Origin of the sequence: Labrys methylaminiphilus subsp. lupini (assembly GCF_051161885.1) — a bacterium.
Taxonomy (GTDB): Bacteria; Pseudomonadota; Alphaproteobacteria; order Rhizobiales; family Labraceae; genus Labrys.
In genome coordinates this window covers 1,708,728-1,725,125 of the sequence record NZ_JBMDIH010000002.1, presented here as the reverse complement: position 1 = coordinate 1,725,125, position 16,398 = coordinate 1,708,728, and the positions used below count along the sequence as shown (strand labels likewise).

General features: G+C 62.6%; 16 protein-coding genes, 3 pseudogenes and 1 other annotated feature. Of the genes and pseudogenes, 9 read left to right on the top strand and 10 right to left on the bottom strand.

The window, feature by feature from the left end; genetic code table 11:
- Position 1: 1 nt before the first annotated feature.
- The 4 genes from ACN6KF_RS33580 to ACN6KF_RS33565 all read right to left on the bottom strand — a co-directional run bounded on the left by ACN6KF_RS33580 (position 2) and on the right by ACN6KF_RS33565 (position 3,945).
- Positions 2-895 (bottom strand): ABC transporter permease, encoded by an 894-nt coding sequence (locus ACN6KF_RS33580; protein ID WP_434961206.1) that lies wholly within the window; start codon positions 893-895, stop codon positions 2-4.
- The gene (locus ACN6KF_RS33575) at positions 892-1,845 is read right to left on the bottom strand and encodes an ABC transporter permease (protein ID WP_434961205.1); all 954 of its coding nucleotides are present in this window, start codon (positions 1,843-1,845) and stop codon (positions 892-894) included. The genes ACN6KF_RS33580 and ACN6KF_RS33575 overlap by 4 nt, the downstream gene beginning before the upstream one ends.
- The gene (locus tag ACN6KF_RS33570; protein ID WP_434961204.1) at positions 1,842-2,456 is read right to left on the bottom strand and encodes a dimethylsulfonioproprionate lyase family protein; all 615 of its coding nucleotides are present in this window, start codon (positions 2,454-2,456) and stop codon (positions 1,842-1,844) included. Before ACN6KF_RS33570 ends, ACN6KF_RS33575 begins: the two co-directional genes overlap by 4 nt.
- 97 nt (positions 2,457-2,553) lie before the next feature.
- Entirely contained in the window at positions 2,554-3,945 is a 1,392-nt protein-coding gene (locus ACN6KF_RS33565) for an ABC transporter substrate-binding protein (RefSeq protein WP_434961203.1), read from the bottom strand.
- Positions 3,946-4,191: 246 nt separating this feature from the next.
- Here ACN6KF_RS33565 and ACN6KF_RS33560 point away from each other — a divergent pair, with 246 nt between their 5' ends.
- On the top strand, positions 4,192-5,067 hold the full coding sequence (locus ACN6KF_RS33560; RefSeq protein WP_434961202.1) for a LysR substrate-binding domain-containing protein: 876 nt from the start codon (positions 4,192-4,194) through the stop codon (positions 5,065-5,067).
- A gap of 130 nt (positions 5,068-5,197) precedes the next feature.
- Here the strand turns inward: ACN6KF_RS33560 and ACN6KF_RS33555 are convergent, their stop codons facing one another.
- The 3 genes and pseudogenes from ACN6KF_RS33555 to ACN6KF_RS33545 all read right to left on the bottom strand — a co-directional run bounded on the left by ACN6KF_RS33555 (position 5,198) and on the right by ACN6KF_RS33545 (position 8,502).
- The gene (locus ACN6KF_RS33555) at positions 5,198-6,796 is read right to left on the bottom strand and encodes an HAL/PAL/TAL family ammonia-lyase (RefSeq protein ID WP_434961201.1); all 1,599 of its coding nucleotides are present in this window, start codon (positions 6,794-6,796) and stop codon (positions 5,198-5,200) included.
- Positions 6,797-7,101: 305 nt separating this feature from the next.
- A pseudogene (locus ACN6KF_RS33550) lies at positions 7,102-8,329 on the bottom strand (IS3 family transposase).
- Positions 7,932-8,048 (bottom strand) — a sequence feature (AL1L pseudoknot). Its footprint overlaps the pseudogene before it by 117 nt.
- A gap of 50 nt (positions 8,330-8,379) precedes the next feature.
- On the bottom strand, positions 8,380-8,502 hold the full coding sequence (locus tag ACN6KF_RS33545; RefSeq protein ID WP_434961200.1) for a hypothetical protein: 123 nt from the start codon (positions 8,500-8,502) through the stop codon (positions 8,380-8,382).
- A 393-nt stretch (positions 8,503-8,895) separates the two neighbouring features.
- Here ACN6KF_RS33545 and ACN6KF_RS33540 point away from each other — a divergent pair, with 393 nt between their 5' ends.
- Complete coding sequence (locus tag ACN6KF_RS33540) at positions 8,896-9,720, top strand: alpha/beta fold hydrolase (RefSeq protein ID WP_434961199.1); 825 nt, start codon at positions 8,896-8,898, stop codon at positions 9,718-9,720.
- A gap of 345 nt (positions 9,721-10,065) precedes the next feature.
- Positions 10,066-10,220, top strand: a pseudogene (locus tag ACN6KF_RS33535) (transposase); the annotation flags it as partial.
- On the opposite strand, the pseudogene ACN6KF_RS33530 reads toward ACN6KF_RS33535, so the two are convergent.
- Positions 10,220-10,549 (bottom strand): annotated as a pseudogene (locus ACN6KF_RS33530) (LysR family transcriptional regulator); the annotation flags it as partial. The pseudogenes ACN6KF_RS33535 and ACN6KF_RS33530 sit on opposite strands and share 1 nt — an antisense overlap.
- A gap of 227 nt (positions 10,550-10,776) precedes the next feature.
- Here ACN6KF_RS33530 and ACN6KF_RS33525 point away from each other — a divergent pair.
- From ACN6KF_RS33525 to ACN6KF_RS33505, 5 genes are all read left to right on the top strand, one after another.
- Positions 10,777-11,511, top strand: coding sequence for an SDR family NAD(P)-dependent oxidoreductase (locus ACN6KF_RS33525; protein ID WP_434961198.1), 735 nt, complete (start codon positions 10,777-10,779; stop codon positions 11,509-11,511).
- Between the two features lie 49 nt (positions 11,512-11,560).
- A complete protein-coding gene (locus ACN6KF_RS33520; RefSeq protein WP_434961197.1) occupies positions 11,561-12,313 on the top strand; it encodes an SDR family NAD(P)-dependent oxidoreductase in 753 nt (250 codons plus the stop codon).
- A gap of 32 nt (positions 12,314-12,345) precedes the next feature.
- Positions 12,346-12,948 carry an NADPH-dependent F420 reductase gene (locus tag ACN6KF_RS33515; protein ID WP_434961196.1) on the top strand — a complete coding sequence of 201 codons (603 nt, stop codon included), beginning with the start codon at positions 12,346-12,348 and terminating at the stop codon, positions 12,946-12,948.
- A gap of 81 nt (positions 12,949-13,029) precedes the next feature.
- On the top strand, positions 13,030-13,443 hold the full coding sequence (locus ACN6KF_RS33510) for a nuclear transport factor 2 family protein (protein ID WP_434961195.1): 414 nt from the start codon (positions 13,030-13,032) through the stop codon (positions 13,441-13,443).
- Positions 13,444-13,545: 102 nt separating this feature from the next.
- Positions 13,546-14,178, top strand: coding sequence for a class I SAM-dependent methyltransferase (locus tag ACN6KF_RS33505; RefSeq protein WP_434961194.1), 633 nt, complete (start codon positions 13,546-13,548; stop codon positions 14,176-14,178).
- Positions 14,179-14,403: 225 nt separating this feature from the next.
- On the opposite strand, the gene ACN6KF_RS33500 is transcribed toward ACN6KF_RS33505, so the two are convergent.
- Positions 14,404-14,895, bottom strand: coding sequence for an SRPBCC family protein (locus ACN6KF_RS33500; protein WP_434961193.1), 492 nt, complete (start codon positions 14,893-14,895; stop codon positions 14,404-14,406).
- A complete protein-coding gene (locus ACN6KF_RS33495) occupies positions 14,879-15,235 on the bottom strand; it encodes an ArsR/SmtB family transcription factor (protein WP_434961192.1) in 357 nt (118 codons plus the stop codon). Before ACN6KF_RS33495 ends, ACN6KF_RS33500 begins: the two co-directional genes overlap by 17 nt.
- A 140-nt stretch (positions 15,236-15,375) precedes the next feature.
- Between ACN6KF_RS33495 and ACN6KF_RS33490 the strand changes: the two genes are divergently transcribed.
- Positions 15,376-16,017, top strand: coding sequence for a dihydrofolate reductase family protein (locus ACN6KF_RS33490; protein WP_434961191.1), 642 nt, complete (start codon positions 15,376-15,378; stop codon positions 16,015-16,017).
- Positions 16,018-16,398 lie beyond the last annotated feature (381 nt).

Genomic DNA, 16,398 nt, shown 5'->3' with positions numbered 1-16,398 from the left:
TTCAGGCTCCCATCGCCGGCCGCTGGCCGAGCATGCGCGACAGGCCATCGGTGAACAGGTTGAGGCCGATCACCAGAGAGGCGAGGCCGAGCCCGGGGCCGAATACTGTCGCGGGCGAAGCAATCAGGAGATTGCGGTTTTCGCTGATCATCAGGCCCCATTCCGGGGTCGGCGGCCGGATGCCGAAGCCGAGAAAGCCCAGCGCGCCGATGAGGATGGGCGCATAGCTCAGGCGCAACGAAAACTCGACCAGGAGGATGTTGGCAGCGTTGGGCAGGATTTCGCGCAGCACGATCGACCACAGTCCCTCGCCGCGAAGCTGAGCAACGGCGACATATTCGCGCGTGGCGATTTCCATCGCCGCCGCCCTGGCGATACGGGCAATGCGGGGTGCGTAGACCAGGCCGACCACGAAGACGATCAACAGCGGATTTCCCGCCAGTGCCGGGCCTGCCGCAATGATGACGACCAGGGCCAGGGCCAGGAACGGGATGCTGATCATCGCCTCGACCAGGCGTTGGGAAATCTCGTCGAACCAGCCTCCGACATAGCCCGAAATCAGCCCCAGGATCGTTCCTGCCGTCATGCCCAGTATGGTGCCGCCGCAGGCCAGCAGGAGCACGATGTGGGCGCCATGCATGAACCGGCTGAAGACATCGCGCCCGATCTGGTCGACCCCCATCGGATGCAGCCAGGACATGCCCGACAGGGGCATGCCCGTCGCCATCTGGGCGAAGCCATAGGGCGTCCACAGCGCGCCGATGGCCGCGAACAGCACATGGGCGGCAAGGATCGTCGCGCCGATCCGGAAGGGGCCGGGCGTATCACGCCAGCCCCAGCCGCCGATGCGCAGCCTCTGCCGCCTTTGGCGGCTATCGAGCCTGATGAACGTCATGAACCTGTCCTCAAGCGGGGTTGCAGGAGGGTGGCGCCGAGATCGGCGAGCAGATTGGCCGCGATGTAGACGGCTGCGCTGATCATCACCGTCGCCTTGATCAGCGGGATGTCGCGCAATTGCAGCGCGTCGATCAAAAGCGTGCCGAAGCCGGGATAGGAAAATACGCGCTCCACGATGACCACGCCGCCGATCAGGAAGCCGAGATTGAGCGCGGTGACGTTCAAGGCCGGCACGATCGCATTCGGCAGCGCATGGCGCCAAAGCACGGCGCGAGGCTTGAGGCCCTTCAGTTCTGCCAGGCGCACATAGTCCGAGCGCAGTACCTCGATCAGGCTGTCGCGCAGGACCCGGATCGCATAGACGGCCATCATGATGGCCAGTGTGACCGCAGGCAGAACCATGGCGCGCAACGTGCTCGCCCAGCTGCTGGTTTCGGATATGGTCGACAGGGCCGGCAGGATCGGCAATGCCACTGCGAACACGAAGAGCAGGATGGTTGCCAGCAGGAAATCCGGCAAGGACAGCAGCAGCAGCGTGATGAAGGATATCACATTGTCGGCGATGCTGCCTCGTCGTGTCGCCTGGACGACGGCGGGAACGATCGCAAGCACGACATAAAAGGTGAATGCCAGCGAGGAAAGCAGCAGCGTGTTGACGATGCGCGGGGCCAAGACGTCCGCGATCGGCCGGCCGGTGGCAAGCGAAGCACCGAGATTGCCGTGCAGAAGATCGGTGAGCCAGGTCAGATATCGGCTCCAGGCCGGTTGATCGAGATGCATTTGCTGGCGCAGTACTTCCAGAGCCTTCTGCGTGGCATCGCGTCCGAGGATGCGCGAGGCGATGTCTCCCGGTAGGGCCTCCAGGATGAGGAAGATCAGTATCGACACCAGCAACAAGGTGAAGATCGACAGGCCGACCCTGGCAACGACGAGGCGAAGGATCTTCATGGCGCTTCGTTCCCCTGTGTGGTCAGGAAGGTTGCATCGGTGAGAAGATCGCCCGCCCAGACGTAGAGCAGCACCAAGGGCCTGTCGGCCGACAATGTGGCGTGGGGGAGCCAGGGGGGATGGTGAATGATCTCGCCGGCCTGACGCGAGACCCAGGACGAAGTGCCTGCCTGCCAGAACGAAGGACCGGTCAAGGGATAGTAGACTTCGTCGGCGGGATGATGATGGAGCGGGTAATGGGTCTGCGGGCCCAGGAACATCAAGCCGAAGGCGATCTGACTGTCGGTCAGCAGGGTGGGGGGGCCGTTCTGCGGGCCGCAGATGACGGCATAGCCGTAATTGTCCGCAAAGCTCGGGCTGGGCGGGGCGGCGAGATAGCTGGGACTGCGTGTGACATGGACAACAGGCAGGAGGTCGAGGAGGGCGCTTGCCAGCGGCGAAGGATCGCCGTTGGCCGCAAGCTCCGCCTCGCAGGCCGACTGGATCGGCACGCGCGCGCTCGGGATTTCGCGGACGGCCGTGAGGCTCTGGGCCAGAACCCGCAGACGGCTGGCATGGGAGGAAGCCACCGGATGGTGTGGACGGTCCAGGCCGTCAGCGAAATCGAGCATGAATCTTGTCAGACGATGAAGTGGCATGCGCAAACGGCCTTTCTCAGGAGCACTGGGCTCCTGAGGCTGAATTCGGAAAGAGGTGATGGAAAAGCAGCTAGTCGGTGCAGCTCAGTTCGGCATAGTCGATGCGATTGACATCGACATGGGGCGTGTAGCCGCTGCAGCCCTGGCGAAGCCCGGCCACGGCCGAGGTGAAGATCGGCAAGATCATGCCTCCCTCTTCGGCCACCATGCGCTGGGCGTCGCGATAGAGGGCCGTGCGCTGCTGCGGATCGGAGGTTTGTCCTGCCTTGACGACCAGAGCGTCGAAGTCGGGCCGATGCCAATGCGTCTCGTTCCACTCCGACTTGGTGTTGAGCGAGAGCGTCAGGGCCTCGGCCGGCGGGCGGGCGCTGGTATAGGAGATCACGGCCGGCTTTTTTAGCCAGATCGTGTCCCAATAGCCTTCCGCGGGTGAGGTGATGACATTGACCTTGATGCCGGCGGGCTCCGCCATTTGTGCATAGACCTGGGCCAGGAGCAGCATGCCCGGATAGGAATCGGAGGTATAAAGATCGAATTCGATGCCGTTGGGATGGCCGGCCTCCGCAAGCAGGGCCTTGGCCTTTTCGACGTCGGCGGCCTTCGGCGGCGTGGCGAGGCCGAAGGGGGAATTCGGCGGGATGGGCGTATCGCCGCCGGTTTCCCCATAGCCCAAGAGCACGGTGTCGAGGATCTTCTGGCGATCCATCACCAGCTTCAGGGCCTGGCGAACGCGTGGGTCGTCGAAGGGGGCCGTGTCGGTCCATACCGCAAGATAGAGCGAGGTCGCGCCCGGGGTGGAAACCAGTGAAACGGCGGGATTGTCCTTCAAGGTGATGAGGCTGGCCGGATCGACGGCCAGCGACAGGTCGACCGAACCGGACAGCAGGGCCGAAAGGCGCGAGGTCGACTCCAGGCTGGTGGTGATCTGCAGGCATTCGGCCTTGGGCAGGCCCGTGCGCCAATAATGGGGATTGCGCCGCATGACCCGCACCGGCCCGTTGATCGAGAATGTTTCCTGCATGAAGGGGCCGGTGCCGTTGCCCTTGGTCTTCAGTTCCTCGCTTTTGGCGCCGTCCTGCACCATCAGGGCATATTTCGTGGCGATCAGCATCGGCAATTCCACCACCGGCTGCTTGACCTTGAAGCGTACCGTGTGGGCGTCGACCGCCGTAATGCCTTGCGCATCGAGGAAGGCGAGTGTCGAAAACCCACCGGGCGAAACGGCCGGGTCGAGCAGGCGGCGATAGGAATAGACCACGTCGGCCGCGCCGAAATCCGAGCCGTCATGGAACTTGACGCCCTTCCTGAGATGAAAGGTCCACTCGGTGGCATCGGCGTTGGATTCCCATTTCTCGGCAAGGACGGGAACAGCTTCCATCGTCTTGCTGCGATCGACCAGAGGTTCGTAGACCGCTCGTATGTGATAGGCGCTGTCAGTGCCGATCAGCGCAGCAGGATCCATGGTTTGTTTTTCGCCGTCGGATTCATAACCCAGCACACGGACGCATTGGCCCTCGGCAAACGCTGCCGTTGCTGAAAGAATGCTTACGCCAAGCGTAAGCGTGAGGATGGAGTATTTTATGAATTGCTTCTTCACTTGCGTTCCCCGTTTTTATCATTTGAGAGAATGTTAGTGAGCTTTGCCGGCCCCTTGCAAACGACAAGAATTCGCGGCTAGATGAATGAGATTCATGTGGCAGAGCCAAACGTGGTCCAGAGAACGCTTCCTCCCCTTTCCACCTTGCGCGTTTTCGAAGCGGCGGCGCGGCTATGCAGTTTCAAGAATGCCGCTTTGGAGCTGAATCTTACGCAATCGGCTATCAGCCACCAGATCGCGTCCCTGGAGCGCAATCTCGGCACGCAGCTCTTCATCAGGAAGCCAGGACGGGTCGAGCTGAGCCAGAAGGGGACGCTGTATCTATCGGTCATCCAGGATGCCCTGGACCGTATCGCCCTGACCACGGATCTCATCCGCGAGGCGCCGGTCAAGAGATCGCTGACCGTACAGGTCTATGTCACGGTCGCCGTGCGCTGGCTCATACCCAGGCTGCATCACTTCAACGAAGTCTCGCCCGAGATTACCGTCAGCCTGGATGCGAGCCTGCTCGATTGGGATTTCAATCCCGATCACGCGGATGTCGGATTGATCTATACACGCACGCCCGAACGGGCCCGGGTCAGCTACACCTTGTTGAGAAAGGAACGGCTCGTCGCCGTCTGTTCGCGAACCATTGCCGAGGCGATCTCATCACCTCAGGATCTGTCGCATTTCCCCTTCCTGTCGATATCCGGCGCGACCGACGATACCGCGATATGGGCCCAGAGCCTCGGCCTGTCCAATCTCCTGCACAAGAGCGCACCGCGCTACGACAGCACCTTGCTCGCAATCGAGGCCGCGATGAACGGCCAGGGCCTGGTGGTGGTTCCCCATTTCCTGGTCGAGGCGGACCTGCGCAGCGGCAATCTGATGATACCCGTGCCAGCCGATGTGATGCAGCCCGGCGGCTGGTATCTTGCGCATCTGCAGAGGCGCAGCAATGAAAGGCCGATCCGGGAGTTTCTGCGCTGGGTGCAATCCCAGTAGATTGCCCTCGATCCGAACGTTTGGGCACTGAGAGGGATCGGCATTTCGACAAATCTGCCGCCACCTGGGTGACGGCAGAGGATTTGTCGAGCGATATGAGCATCGCTCCTGGCGCGATGCAGGGATCGATTCAATTCGGGTCCCGGCGCCATTCCTTCAAGAAGCTTGCGGCCACCGAAATGTCGGGCGTCAGTGAACGATCCTTGTCGAGGAACGCCACTTTCTTGCGGAAGGACTGCTTGAAAGCGGCTGTCGCAGTCGAGAGAGGGCGATCCTGATGTTCGGCCAGTCGCAGGTCCACGGCCTGGGCTGCTTGGATCAATTCGATGCCGAGAATTGTGAAGCTGTTGTCGATCTGCGCGCGCACCCTGCTCACGACCAGGGGGGCATTGGTGCCGACGTCCTCGACACCGCCGGCAATCGGACGCGAGTCGAAGGAGGTGGGCTGCGCCAGTGCCCGGCTTTCGGTGGCGATCGCCATCAGCGGCGCTTCCACCACCAGGAAGGCATGCTGGGCTTCGCCGGCTGCCAGATAACGCGGCAGTTTGGAGTGCTGGGGATTGTTCAGCTTCAAGGTGCGCTCGGAGGAAGCCGTCGCGTGATGGGCCAGGACGATCCCCAGTTCCTCGAAGGAAATGACCCATGGCAGCGGATCGAAATTGGCGGTCGGCAGGACGGCCCCGCCCTCGACATAACCCCGCTTGGCCTGGGGCAGATCCGAAGCCGGACGCACTCCCAGTGCGATGCCCGGATTGTCGTCGGACGAGTTGATCTGAATCTGGAGCAGGGCCTTGGTCCGCGCGATGCTGTCGGTCATGCTGCCGAACAGATAGGGAGCCGTGCGGTAGCTCAGGGGATCCTGGAGGATGCGTTTGTCGTCCTGCTGCCACAGATAGCTTCCCGACAGCAAGGTCCGCAGTTTCTTGGCTTCGCCGATATAGCTGGGGAAGGGTCTCAAGGCGGTGACGTCATCGAGGAGCGGAGAAACATTCCCGTTCAACCCTTCCAGGCTCAGCGCATAGACCATCTCGGAGCTTGCCATCATCTGCTCCGCATCATGGATCGCCAGCGCCCCGAGCCCGGCTGCATAGGCGTTGGAACTGAGGATGGCCAGGCCATCCTTTCCGAAGGGCTTCAGCGGCTCGATCTTGGCAGCCTGCAAGGCCTGCGCTGCGGGCATGCGCTTGCCCTTGTAGTCGACGTCGCCCTCACCAAGCATCGCCAATCCGACATGGCTGAGCAGTGTCATGTCGGCTTGCCCGACCGAACCGCGCGAAGGCATGATCGGCGTGATCTGTTCGTTGAGAAAGGCAAGCAGTGTTTCGGCGACGTGCTTTTGTACTCCGGGGCCACCGGTAAGGATGTTGTTGAGGCGCACGGCCATCGTTGCGCGGACGATATCCAGTGCGGTATCGGGTCCGACGCCGACGGAATGGGCGCGCAGCAGCCCTTCGTTGAAGTGGCGGGATGCCTCCAGGAGTTCGGGCGTCAGTTCACCCTTGGCATCCACCATCTTCCGGTCCTTGTTCCAGCCCACGCCGACCGTCAGACCGTATATTTCCTGCCCTTCCCTGGCGCCCTGCAGCAGAATGTCGAATGCCTTCGACACCTTTTGGAGGCTCTCGGGCGGAACAATGACCTTTTCTCCCTTGGCAACACGGACGATCATCTCGGGCGTCGTATCGCGACCGTTCAAGGTCACATCGGCCAACGCCCCCGACGTCAGCAACAAGTAGCTCCCGGCAATACAAGACAGCAGCCGATATTTTGACATTTGACTTCCCCTTTGAATTGAAGGGAACCTTGGAAAGTCCGGGATATCTTTGCAAACGATGAAAAATTACGTGCGCGTGAATCCTTTTCATGTCGCGTTACAATGGTCGGTTGGCACGGTGCAGTTCAGCCGACGAAGGCCGAGACTCGCGATCAAACGGGTGCTGCCAACCGCCTGCACCATGGTGATGTATCGAACTGCGAAATCGGTCCCAGCGATATTGAACCGCCCCTGGTTTGCCGGAGGCCGTTTCGTTTGAGTCACGCTGCCATGGCTGGTTCGCTCAGCATGGCGTAGTAGCGCTCCTCGACTTCAGCCGGCGGGATGTTGCCGATGGGTTCCAGCAGCCGGCGATTGTTGAACCAGTCGACCCAAGTCAGCGTGGCGAACTCGACGGCCTCGAGCTTCGCCAGGGTCCGCGCCTGTGGATGAGCTCCGCTTTATGGAGGCCGTTGATTGTTTCGGCGAGAGCGTTGTCATAGCTGTCGCCGACACTGCCGACAAAGGGTTCGATGCCAGCCTCGACGAGCCGCTCGGTGTGTCGAATGCTGACATATCGAGAACCCCTGTCGGAATGATGCACGAGGCCGCCGCGGTGTGCGGGCCGTCGCTCGTGCAGAGCCTGCTCCAGTGCGTCGAGCACGAAGCTGGCGGGCGCGGTCCGCGATACGCTCCAGCCGACGATGCGGCGGGCGTAGGCGTCGATGACGAAAGCGACGCAGACGAAGCCCGACCAAGTACTGACATAGGTGAAATCCGAGACCCACAGCCTGTTCGGGGCCGGTGCCCGGAAGACCCGGTTCACATGATCGAGCGGGCACGGCGCCGCCTTGTCACCGATCGTGGTGCGCACAGACTTGCCGCGGATCACGCCTTGCAGGCCCGCACTGCGCATCAGGCGCGCCACGGTACAGCGAGCAAGCTGATGCCCTTCTCGCTGCATCTGCCGCCAGACCTTGCGCACGCCATAGACCTGGAAGTTCTCGTCAAAGACCCGCTGGATCTCCGGCAAGAAGGCGGCATCGAGCCTCGCCCGGATCGAGAGCTTGGCCGGATCGCCCCGTCGCGAGGCATGAGCGTGGTAGGTTGACGGGGCGATCGGCAGCACGTTGCAGATCGGCTCGACCCCATAGGCCCTGCGGTGATCGTCGATGAAGGCGATCATGACCGGTGTCGGCGGTCGAGCTCCGCCTGGGCAAAATACGCCGACGCCTTACGCAGGATCTCGTTCGCCTGTCGCAACTCCCGGTTCTCGCGTTCGACAGCCTTTAGCTTGGCCGCCATGTCCGTCGTCAGCCCAGACTTGCGGCCGCTCTCGACCTCGGCCTTCTTCACCCATTCGGTCAGCGTCTGCGCCGTGCAGCCGATCTTGGCCGAGATCGACATGATCGCCGCCCAACGGGACGGATGCTCGGCCTCATGATCCAGTACGATCCGCACCGCGCGGGCACGCACCTCAGGTGAGAACTTGTTCGTTGTCTTGCTCATGCGGGCTCCACCTTTTCAGGAGTTGGAGCCTTCGGCAAACCCGGCGCGGTTCATTTCGCCAGCGTGGCGACGCCGGCGAGCTGGTCGACGAGTTCCATTGTCACCACGTCTGGCCGTGGTGACGCCGCGGCCGCGGCCGGGTTGGCGACCTGTCGCCACGCTGCATTGTCCACGGCCGGCGCTGTTGAGCCGCCCACCGGCCCGAAGACATCACATATCGAAGGGCCGGCGGGTTTAGCTGTGGGCAATGCCCGGTATGGCCATCATAGGGCCGTTACTGACTGCGATTAGCAGTCGCGAAACAACAAACACAGATCGCGCCCGCGATTACTTTGGCGGATCGGAAAGAGAGCATTGATGCGGCGGATTGGTCGCGGGCGCGTTGCCCGTCGTATTGGCGTCGGCGCGCTTTTGGCGGCCACAGTGCTGCTGGCCTCTGGCGCAGCGTATGAAGCTATCGCACGCCGGGATGCCGCCACGGCGTTCCCGCCGCCCGGCAAGCTGGCCGACATTGGCGGCCGCCGTATCCCATCGATTGCAGGGGCGACGGCTCGCCGACCGTCATCTTGGAGGCTGGCGCGGACACGAGCGGATCAATACTCTGGTATCCCGTGATGCAAGCCGTCTCGCAGACTACCCGCATTTGTTCCTATGATCGCGCAGGCCTCATGTGGAGCGACCCCGGCCCGCTTCCGCGCGATGGCGAGGCCATCGTCGCCGATCTGCAAAAGGCACTGGCCGCAACGAATGAGCACGGCCCTTATGTCATGGTTGGCGCGTCTCTCGGCGGTCCTCTCGCCATGCTCTACACCAAGCACCACCCGGCCGACGTTGCCGGCGTCGTGCTTGTCGATAGCGCGCACCCCGACCAGATCGCGCGGCTTGAAGACGCCTCCGGCGTTGTGGACGATCCGGCCCCCTTCCTGTTTCGGGCAATCGCGAACGTTGCATGGACGGGCCTGCCCCGGTTGCTCTTGCCTGCACCTGAACTGCCAGAGCTACCCGACCGCGTAGCGGCCGAGGTCGCCGCCTATCAATTGCCGTCGCTGCGCGCCGCGCTTGACGAGGCCGTCGCGATGCCGGCGATCTTCCAGCAGGCCGGCACCTTTCGCGATCTAGGGAGCCGGCCGCTAGCCGTCCTTTCACACGGCAAGCAGTGGCAGGATTACAGTGCCGACCAGCAGGCCGTCGCCGGCATGGGCCGGGAGCAATTTGAACGCCATGAGGCCGCGTGGGCGAAGATGCAGGACGAGCAAACCGCGTGGTCGCGCGACAGCGCCCACCAGACCTTGCGCGATTCAAGCCACGTCGTGCAGTTGGAGCGGCCCGACGCGATAATCGCTGCAATTGCCGAAGTCGTCGCGAAAGTGCGACAGGCACGGCGCGAATGAGTGCACTCTTTAGATATATATGCGCGGTTTATGCCTGCCGTTTGGCCGCGAACTTGTAGAACTTGCTGCGGCTAATTTTCAGTGCCTTGCAAATCTCGGCCGGCGTCCTGTCCGTTTTCGACAAGGCTTGAATCGCCTGCACGGTTTCGTCAGGCACACCCGGCCGACCGCCCACGCGTCCCCTAGGTTCCCGACCTGTTGACGGACGTACAGGCCTGGGCCGGGTTTGCTGGTCATTTCACGCACGTGCGCCCGGGCGAGGGTCCCCCGAAGTGTGCCGGTGGCCTGCTCCCTGAAAAGTCCTCGCTTTGAGGTTAGCCTGCTCTCTGACAGAGGAGACGGGCCATGAAACGATCGAGGTTCTCGGACGAACACATCATCGGCATCCTGAAGGAGCATCAGGCGGGATTGTCCGCGCCTGAGCTGTGTCGCAAGGAGGGCATCTCGGATGCGACGTTTTACACTTGTATGGCGCTATGGAGGTGTCGGAGGGCCGGCGGTCCGGCATGAGCAGGTGTGTCGCGAGGGTCGGTGCCAGTGTCACCCGCAGAAGCCCGCGCACGCTCTGGTCGCGCCCGAAGACGCGCGTTTCCAGCTCCTGCGACGACGCTTCCATCTGGATGGCGAGCTCGAGGACCTCCTCGCCCGCAGCCGTCAGGCGGTAGCCCGAAGGCAGCTTTTCGAACATCTGCGCCCCGAGGCGTTCCTCGAGCTGGGCGATGCGTCGCAGCACGGTCGCGTGGTTCACTCCAAGGCGCCCGGCGACGGCCCGCACTGAGCTGCCGCGCGCAGCGGCAAGAAAGTAGCGAACGTCATCCCAGTCGATCATGGTGCATTCCCGCGCCGCCAGCTGCGCCTTCCGAAGCCCACTCTAACAAGCTGAGCTGTAGTGCACGCGAACGCCGCGGCGTTCAATCGGCTGACTGGATCGTTTTTGCACCACCCATGTGCGCGATTCCGCACTCACCGCCAGTCTCCAGCGAACCCATGTTGAGGTTCTCGGGGGACCTCCCCGTACAGCCAAAGACCCGAGACGGCGAACGAGGACTGCACGACATGACAAGATTAAATGGAAAGACCGCCGTCATTACGGGCGGCGCCACCGGTATCGGCCTCGCCGCAGCAAGGCGCTTCATCGAGGAGGGCGCCTTTGTCTTCATATTCGGCCGCCGGCAGCAAGCGCTCGACGAGGCTGTGGCCGAGCTTGGGTCCAATGCCCGGGCGGTGAAGGGCTCGGTCTCGAAGGAGGACGACCTCGACCGCCTCTACGCGGCGGTGAAGGCCGAGCGCGGAAGCCTCGATATCGTCTTCGCCAATGCCGGGGCGGGAAGCCCGCTTGAGCTCGGCCAGATCACCGCCGAGCACATTGACGAAACCTTCGACACCAATGTGAAGGGTACGATCTTCACGGTCCAGAAGGCGTTGCCGTTGTTGGGCCCGGGCGGCTCGATCATCCTGACCGGATCGAGCGCCGGCACCACGGGCGCTCCGGGATTCACTGCCTATAGCGCGAGCAAGGCGGCGGTGCGCAACCTCGCGCGGACCTGGGCGGAGGACCTGAAGGGCACCGGCATCCGCGTAAACGTGCTGTCGCCCGGGGCGACGGCGACCGAACTCGCGAAGGAGGCGTTGGGCGAGGAGGGCCAGAAGGCCTACGGCGCGATGACTCCGCTCCAGCGCATGGCCGCTCCAGCGGAGATCGGGGCCGTGGCTGCCTTTCTCGCATCGTCGGACAGCAGCTTCATGACCGCCAGCGAGGTCGCCGTCGATGGCGGCCTGGCGCAACTCTGACCCCTGTGTGGTGCCATGCCTGGCCCACGCACAACGAAGGATAAACATCATGAAAAAACTTGAAGGTAAGGTCGCAGTCATCACGGGCGGAAGCAGCGGGATCGGATTGGCCACGGCCAGGCGCTTCGTGGAAGAAGGCGCGCACGTCGTGATCACCGGGCGACGGGAGAAAGAGCTGAAGGAGGCTGCGGGCTTCATCGAGAGAAACGTTACGACGGTCGTCGGCGACGTGTCGCGCCTGGACGATCTGGACCGGCTCTATGCCGTCGTGAAGGAGAAACATGGTCAGATCGATATTCTATTTGCAAACGCGGGCGCCGGAACAATCGCTCCGCTCGCGGCGGCGACTGAGGCTCATTTTGACCAGACCTTCGACGTGAACGTGAAGGGGCTGTTCTTTACGGTGCAGAAGGCCCTTCCCCTCTTCCGGGACGGAGGTTCAATTATCCTGACCTCTTCGGTTTCGAACGTGATGGGGTTGCCCGGGTTCAGCGTTTACGCCGCGAGCAAGGCGGCTGTGCGCAACTTCGCGCGCGCTTGGACATTGGAGCTGAAGGATCGCAAGATCCGGGTGAACACGATGAGCCCGGGACCGATCGAGACTCCCGCCCTGGCGACAACGACGGGCCTTACCCCTGAGCAAGCCGAGCAAGCGGCCGCCCAATTTGCCTCGCAGGTCCCCATGGGTCGCAGGGGCCAGCCAGAGGAAGTCGCGGCTGCCGTCACGTTCCTTGCCTCCGATGAGAGTTCTTACATCACCGGCGTGGATCTCGCCGTCGACGGAGGGCTGGCGCAAGTCTGACCCCCGACATCAGACGCGATCGGAGAGACATCATGACCTATGCAATCATCGGCTTCGGCAATATCGGCCAGGCCCTGGCCAGGGCATTTGCCCGAAGTGGGATCGACGTATCCGTCGCAACCACGCGCGACCCAGAAAGCTTTGCATGCGCCGCGGCCGCGATCGGACCCGGTGTCACTCCCAAAAGGCTGGCGGACGCAGTCAAGGCGGACATCATCTTTTTGGCTGTCCGTTTCGAGTCCCATCCGGATGTCGCGAAGGCGCTCCCAACGTGGCAGGGGAAGACCATCGTCGACGTGACCAACGCCTACGGCGTGCCTCCTGATGAACTGGGAGGACAGCCTTCTTCCGGGTTCGTTGCCCAGGCCTTCTCCGGGGCAAGGCTGGTCAAGGGCTTCAACCATCTGATCGCTGCCACCCTCGATCAGGATCCGGCCGTGCATGGCGGCAGGCGGGTCGTGTTCCTGGCGAGCGACGATGACGCTGCCGCAGCGGAGATTGCTGCGCTCGCGGAAAATCTTGGTTTCTCGCCGATCAAACTTGGCGGGCTGTCGGAAGGTGGGCTGCTCGTCCAGGCACGCGGGAATGGCTGGGGCCATCTGATCTTTAAGGACCTGGTCAAGTTCGACGGATGAACACGACGTGCCAACCGGCAGGCCCACGATGCACGGGGCGGATCGAGCGCGGTCCGATCCAAGCGAAATGGAGAAATTCCCATGAGCATTGAGAAGAACATCCAGACCGTGAGGGACTTCTTCGCCGCAATCGGCCGCGGCGACAGGGAGGCTCTGCTGACGCTGGTCGCCGAAGACATCGAGTGGATCATTCCGGGCGAGCGCTGGTCGCTGGCGGGAACGCGCCACGGACACGCCGGGCTGGCGGATTTGCTTGAGACGGCATCCAAGTCGATAGAGACATCCACGGAACCCCGGGAGTTCGTAGCGCAAGGAGACCGGGTCTTCGCTGTCGGCTTCGCGAGGGGAAAGATAAAAGCTACGAACAAGACGTTCGAGGACGACTGGATCTTCGCCATCACGGTTCGGGACGGCAGGCTGACCAACATCCGGGAATATGTCGACACGCAAGCACTGGCCCGGGCCTCGCGGATGGACGCGTCTGGGCCTGCGTAGCGCTGGCCGTCCGCAGTCATCAACTCGGGGCAGATGGTGGATCAGCCGTGGATTGCCCGCCGCCGCCCACCCATCAAATACCTAACCGTAAGGGAGATTGCGATGTACGACCAATCGAAGCTATCCGAACTGATCCGGTTCGCCCGCATCGATGCGGGTTCCACCGTCATCGACGTTTACCCGGGCGACGGCGACTGGACGCGCCTGTTCTCCGGGGTCGTGGGACCCCAAGGTCGGGTCTACAGCTTCGTGCCGGCCGAAGTCGCCCACTTCAAGAACGATCCGGTCGGCCGCATGCGGACGCTCGCGAAGGAGCCGGGCCGAGAGAACGTCGAAGCCGTATCGGCGGACCTCGTGGCAATGCCGGAGGTCACCCCGCCCGCGAATGTCCTGTGGCTGCACCTGTTCTACCACGATCTCCACACCGCTCTCATCCAGGCCAGAGGCGCGACCGCATCCGACTTCAATCGGGCCGTCTACGAGCGGCTTAAGCCGGGTGGGTACTACGTCATCGTCGACCACGCCGCCGCAGCGGGGACGGGTACGAGCAACACCCAAGCGCTGCATCGGATCGATCCTGCGTCCGTCCGCAAGGAGGTGGAGGCGGCCGACTTCGTATTGGACGCGCAAAGCTCCATCCTCGCGAACAAGGACGACTCGCACTCGATCAAGGTTTTCGATCCCTCGATCAAAGGCGAGACTGATCGCTTCGCCTTTCGATTTTTGAAGATCTGACTCTGACCAAATCCCCTACGACGAGGTCGGCTCTCTTACGGGAGGCGGCGTTAACAAGCGCGATGACCGAATGTGGGTCGATTTCGGAACGACAGCTGACCGCAAAAGTTGGTTGAAACCGGATCGTCCGCTGTCGACCCCGCATTCGACTGTCCGGAACGCGCCCCGTCTCAGCCATTCAACGCGTTGGTCGTAACCCCTGAAAGCCGCTGCGCGATTAGTCGCCTAAGCTTTTGCTCGTCCGTCCAGCCACGCAGCGAGGCCGTCCAGCGTCTGCAGTCCGTATTCCACCGCGCCGAAGCCGATGACCACCTGACGCCGTTCGCGGCTGGGGTGGAGCTGGCGCATGGTCAGCACCGTCTTGCCATCGGCCTGTTCGTCGAAGGTCACCGTGACGCGGAAACGGTTAGGGTCGTCCGGGTCGGGCGTGCCATGGTCCATCACGATCCGCTCGTTCGGCACGATTTCCAGGAAACGCATGAGGTTGGGGAAGCGCTGCTCCTTGCCCTCGAACATGCCAACCATATCGAAACGCCAGAACCCGCCCTCGCGGATATCGGCTTCGTGGTTCTCGATATTGAGGGCGGTCGGGCCGAACCATTGGGCGAGTGCCTTGGGATCCATCCAAGCGGCAAAGACCTTGGCGCGCGGGTAGTTCAGGAGCTTGACCAGCACGATCTCGCGATCAAGCGACCAGGTCTCAAACTGGCTTGCCATGTCTTTCCTCGTCCTCTTCCGTCTTGTCCAGATAGACTTCCAGTCGGTCCAGCCGTTCGGCCCAGCGCTGGCGCTCCGCTTCCATCCAGTTCGCCGCCTCGTCGAAACGCGGCCGCACCAGCCGGCACCAGCGGCTGCGCCCGCGCTTTTCGCTAGCGATCAGTCCGCAATCTTCCAGCACCCTGAGATGCTGGGCGAACGAGGGCAGCGCCATGTCAAACGGCTCGGCCAGGACGCTGACCGGCACCTCACCCTCGGCAAGCCGCGACACCACCGCGCGGCGGGTCGGATCGCTGAGAGCATGAAAGGCAAGGTCGAGGGGGGTCGAATGATAGGGCATGTGCATCCGTAAAATGGTCGCGGGCACCGGTCAATGACAAAAAGGCACTTGCCTTAGTGTCTTTGTTCGAACATAAAGGCATCTGCCTTAGTATTTGGCCCGTGCAGGGCGAGTATGCAACCACACGCAAGGAGGCCCCGGTGGTAGTTCGTGTCGATTTCAACATCTCACTCGATGGTTTCGCGACAACGACGGACCAGACGCCCGAGCAGCCGATGGGCGCCGACTGGATGCGCCTCGTCGGCGCATATATCGCGACAAGGACGATGCGTGAACGCGTGTTCAAGGACACCAGCGGTGAAGGTACGACCGGCGTCGACGACAGGTATGCCAGGGCGTATTTCGACAATATAGGTGCGGAGATCATGGGCGCCGGCATGTTCGGGCTGCACAGCTTCCCCGATGACCCGAACTGGAAGGGGTGGTGGGGCGACGAGCCACCGTTCCGCGTCCCAGTCTTCGTCCTGACCCACAGGAAGCTGCCCTCGATCGAAATGGCCGGCGGCACGATATTCCATTTCCTCGACGCCACACCGGTCGAGGCGCTCCGGCAGGCTGTTGCCGTCGCGGGTGGAAAGGACGTGCGGGTTGGCGGCGGAGCCAGCACCACCCGCGATTTCCTCAAGACGGGGCTCGTCGACCGTCTACACGTCGCCATCGTCCCGATCCTGCTCGGACGCGGCATCCGCCTCTGGGACGACCTGCGAGGCTTCGAACTTGGCTACACGGCAGAGTCAGAAACGGCAGAGAGCGGCACCATTCACCTGACATTCCGGCGCTAACCGCTGGCGCATGGACAGCATAATCATGGACTGCCCATAGGCGTCCATGATGTCGGTTTTTCGAACAGTCAGCACCGGTGGCGCCAGTCCGCTTCTGGGGCGGCATTCGACTGTCCGCAATGCGCCCCATGTCGACCGTTGAAGGCGCGCTAGGTCGCTTCCGAAAGCCGCCGTCATTTAGGTTATGTCATTCATATTATCGCTCTCGAAGAGACCGCGATCGAACCAGCTGTCCTGGCGCAAGGTCGATGATCTGCAACTCACATCCGGTGAACCGTAATATAGAGGATCGGGAGGCCGCTCGAGCCGGAACTACCCAGCTCGCACGAACGGTCTGACTGCCAGTGGCGTTGGCGCGAACTGCATCCATGTCGCCAGCCC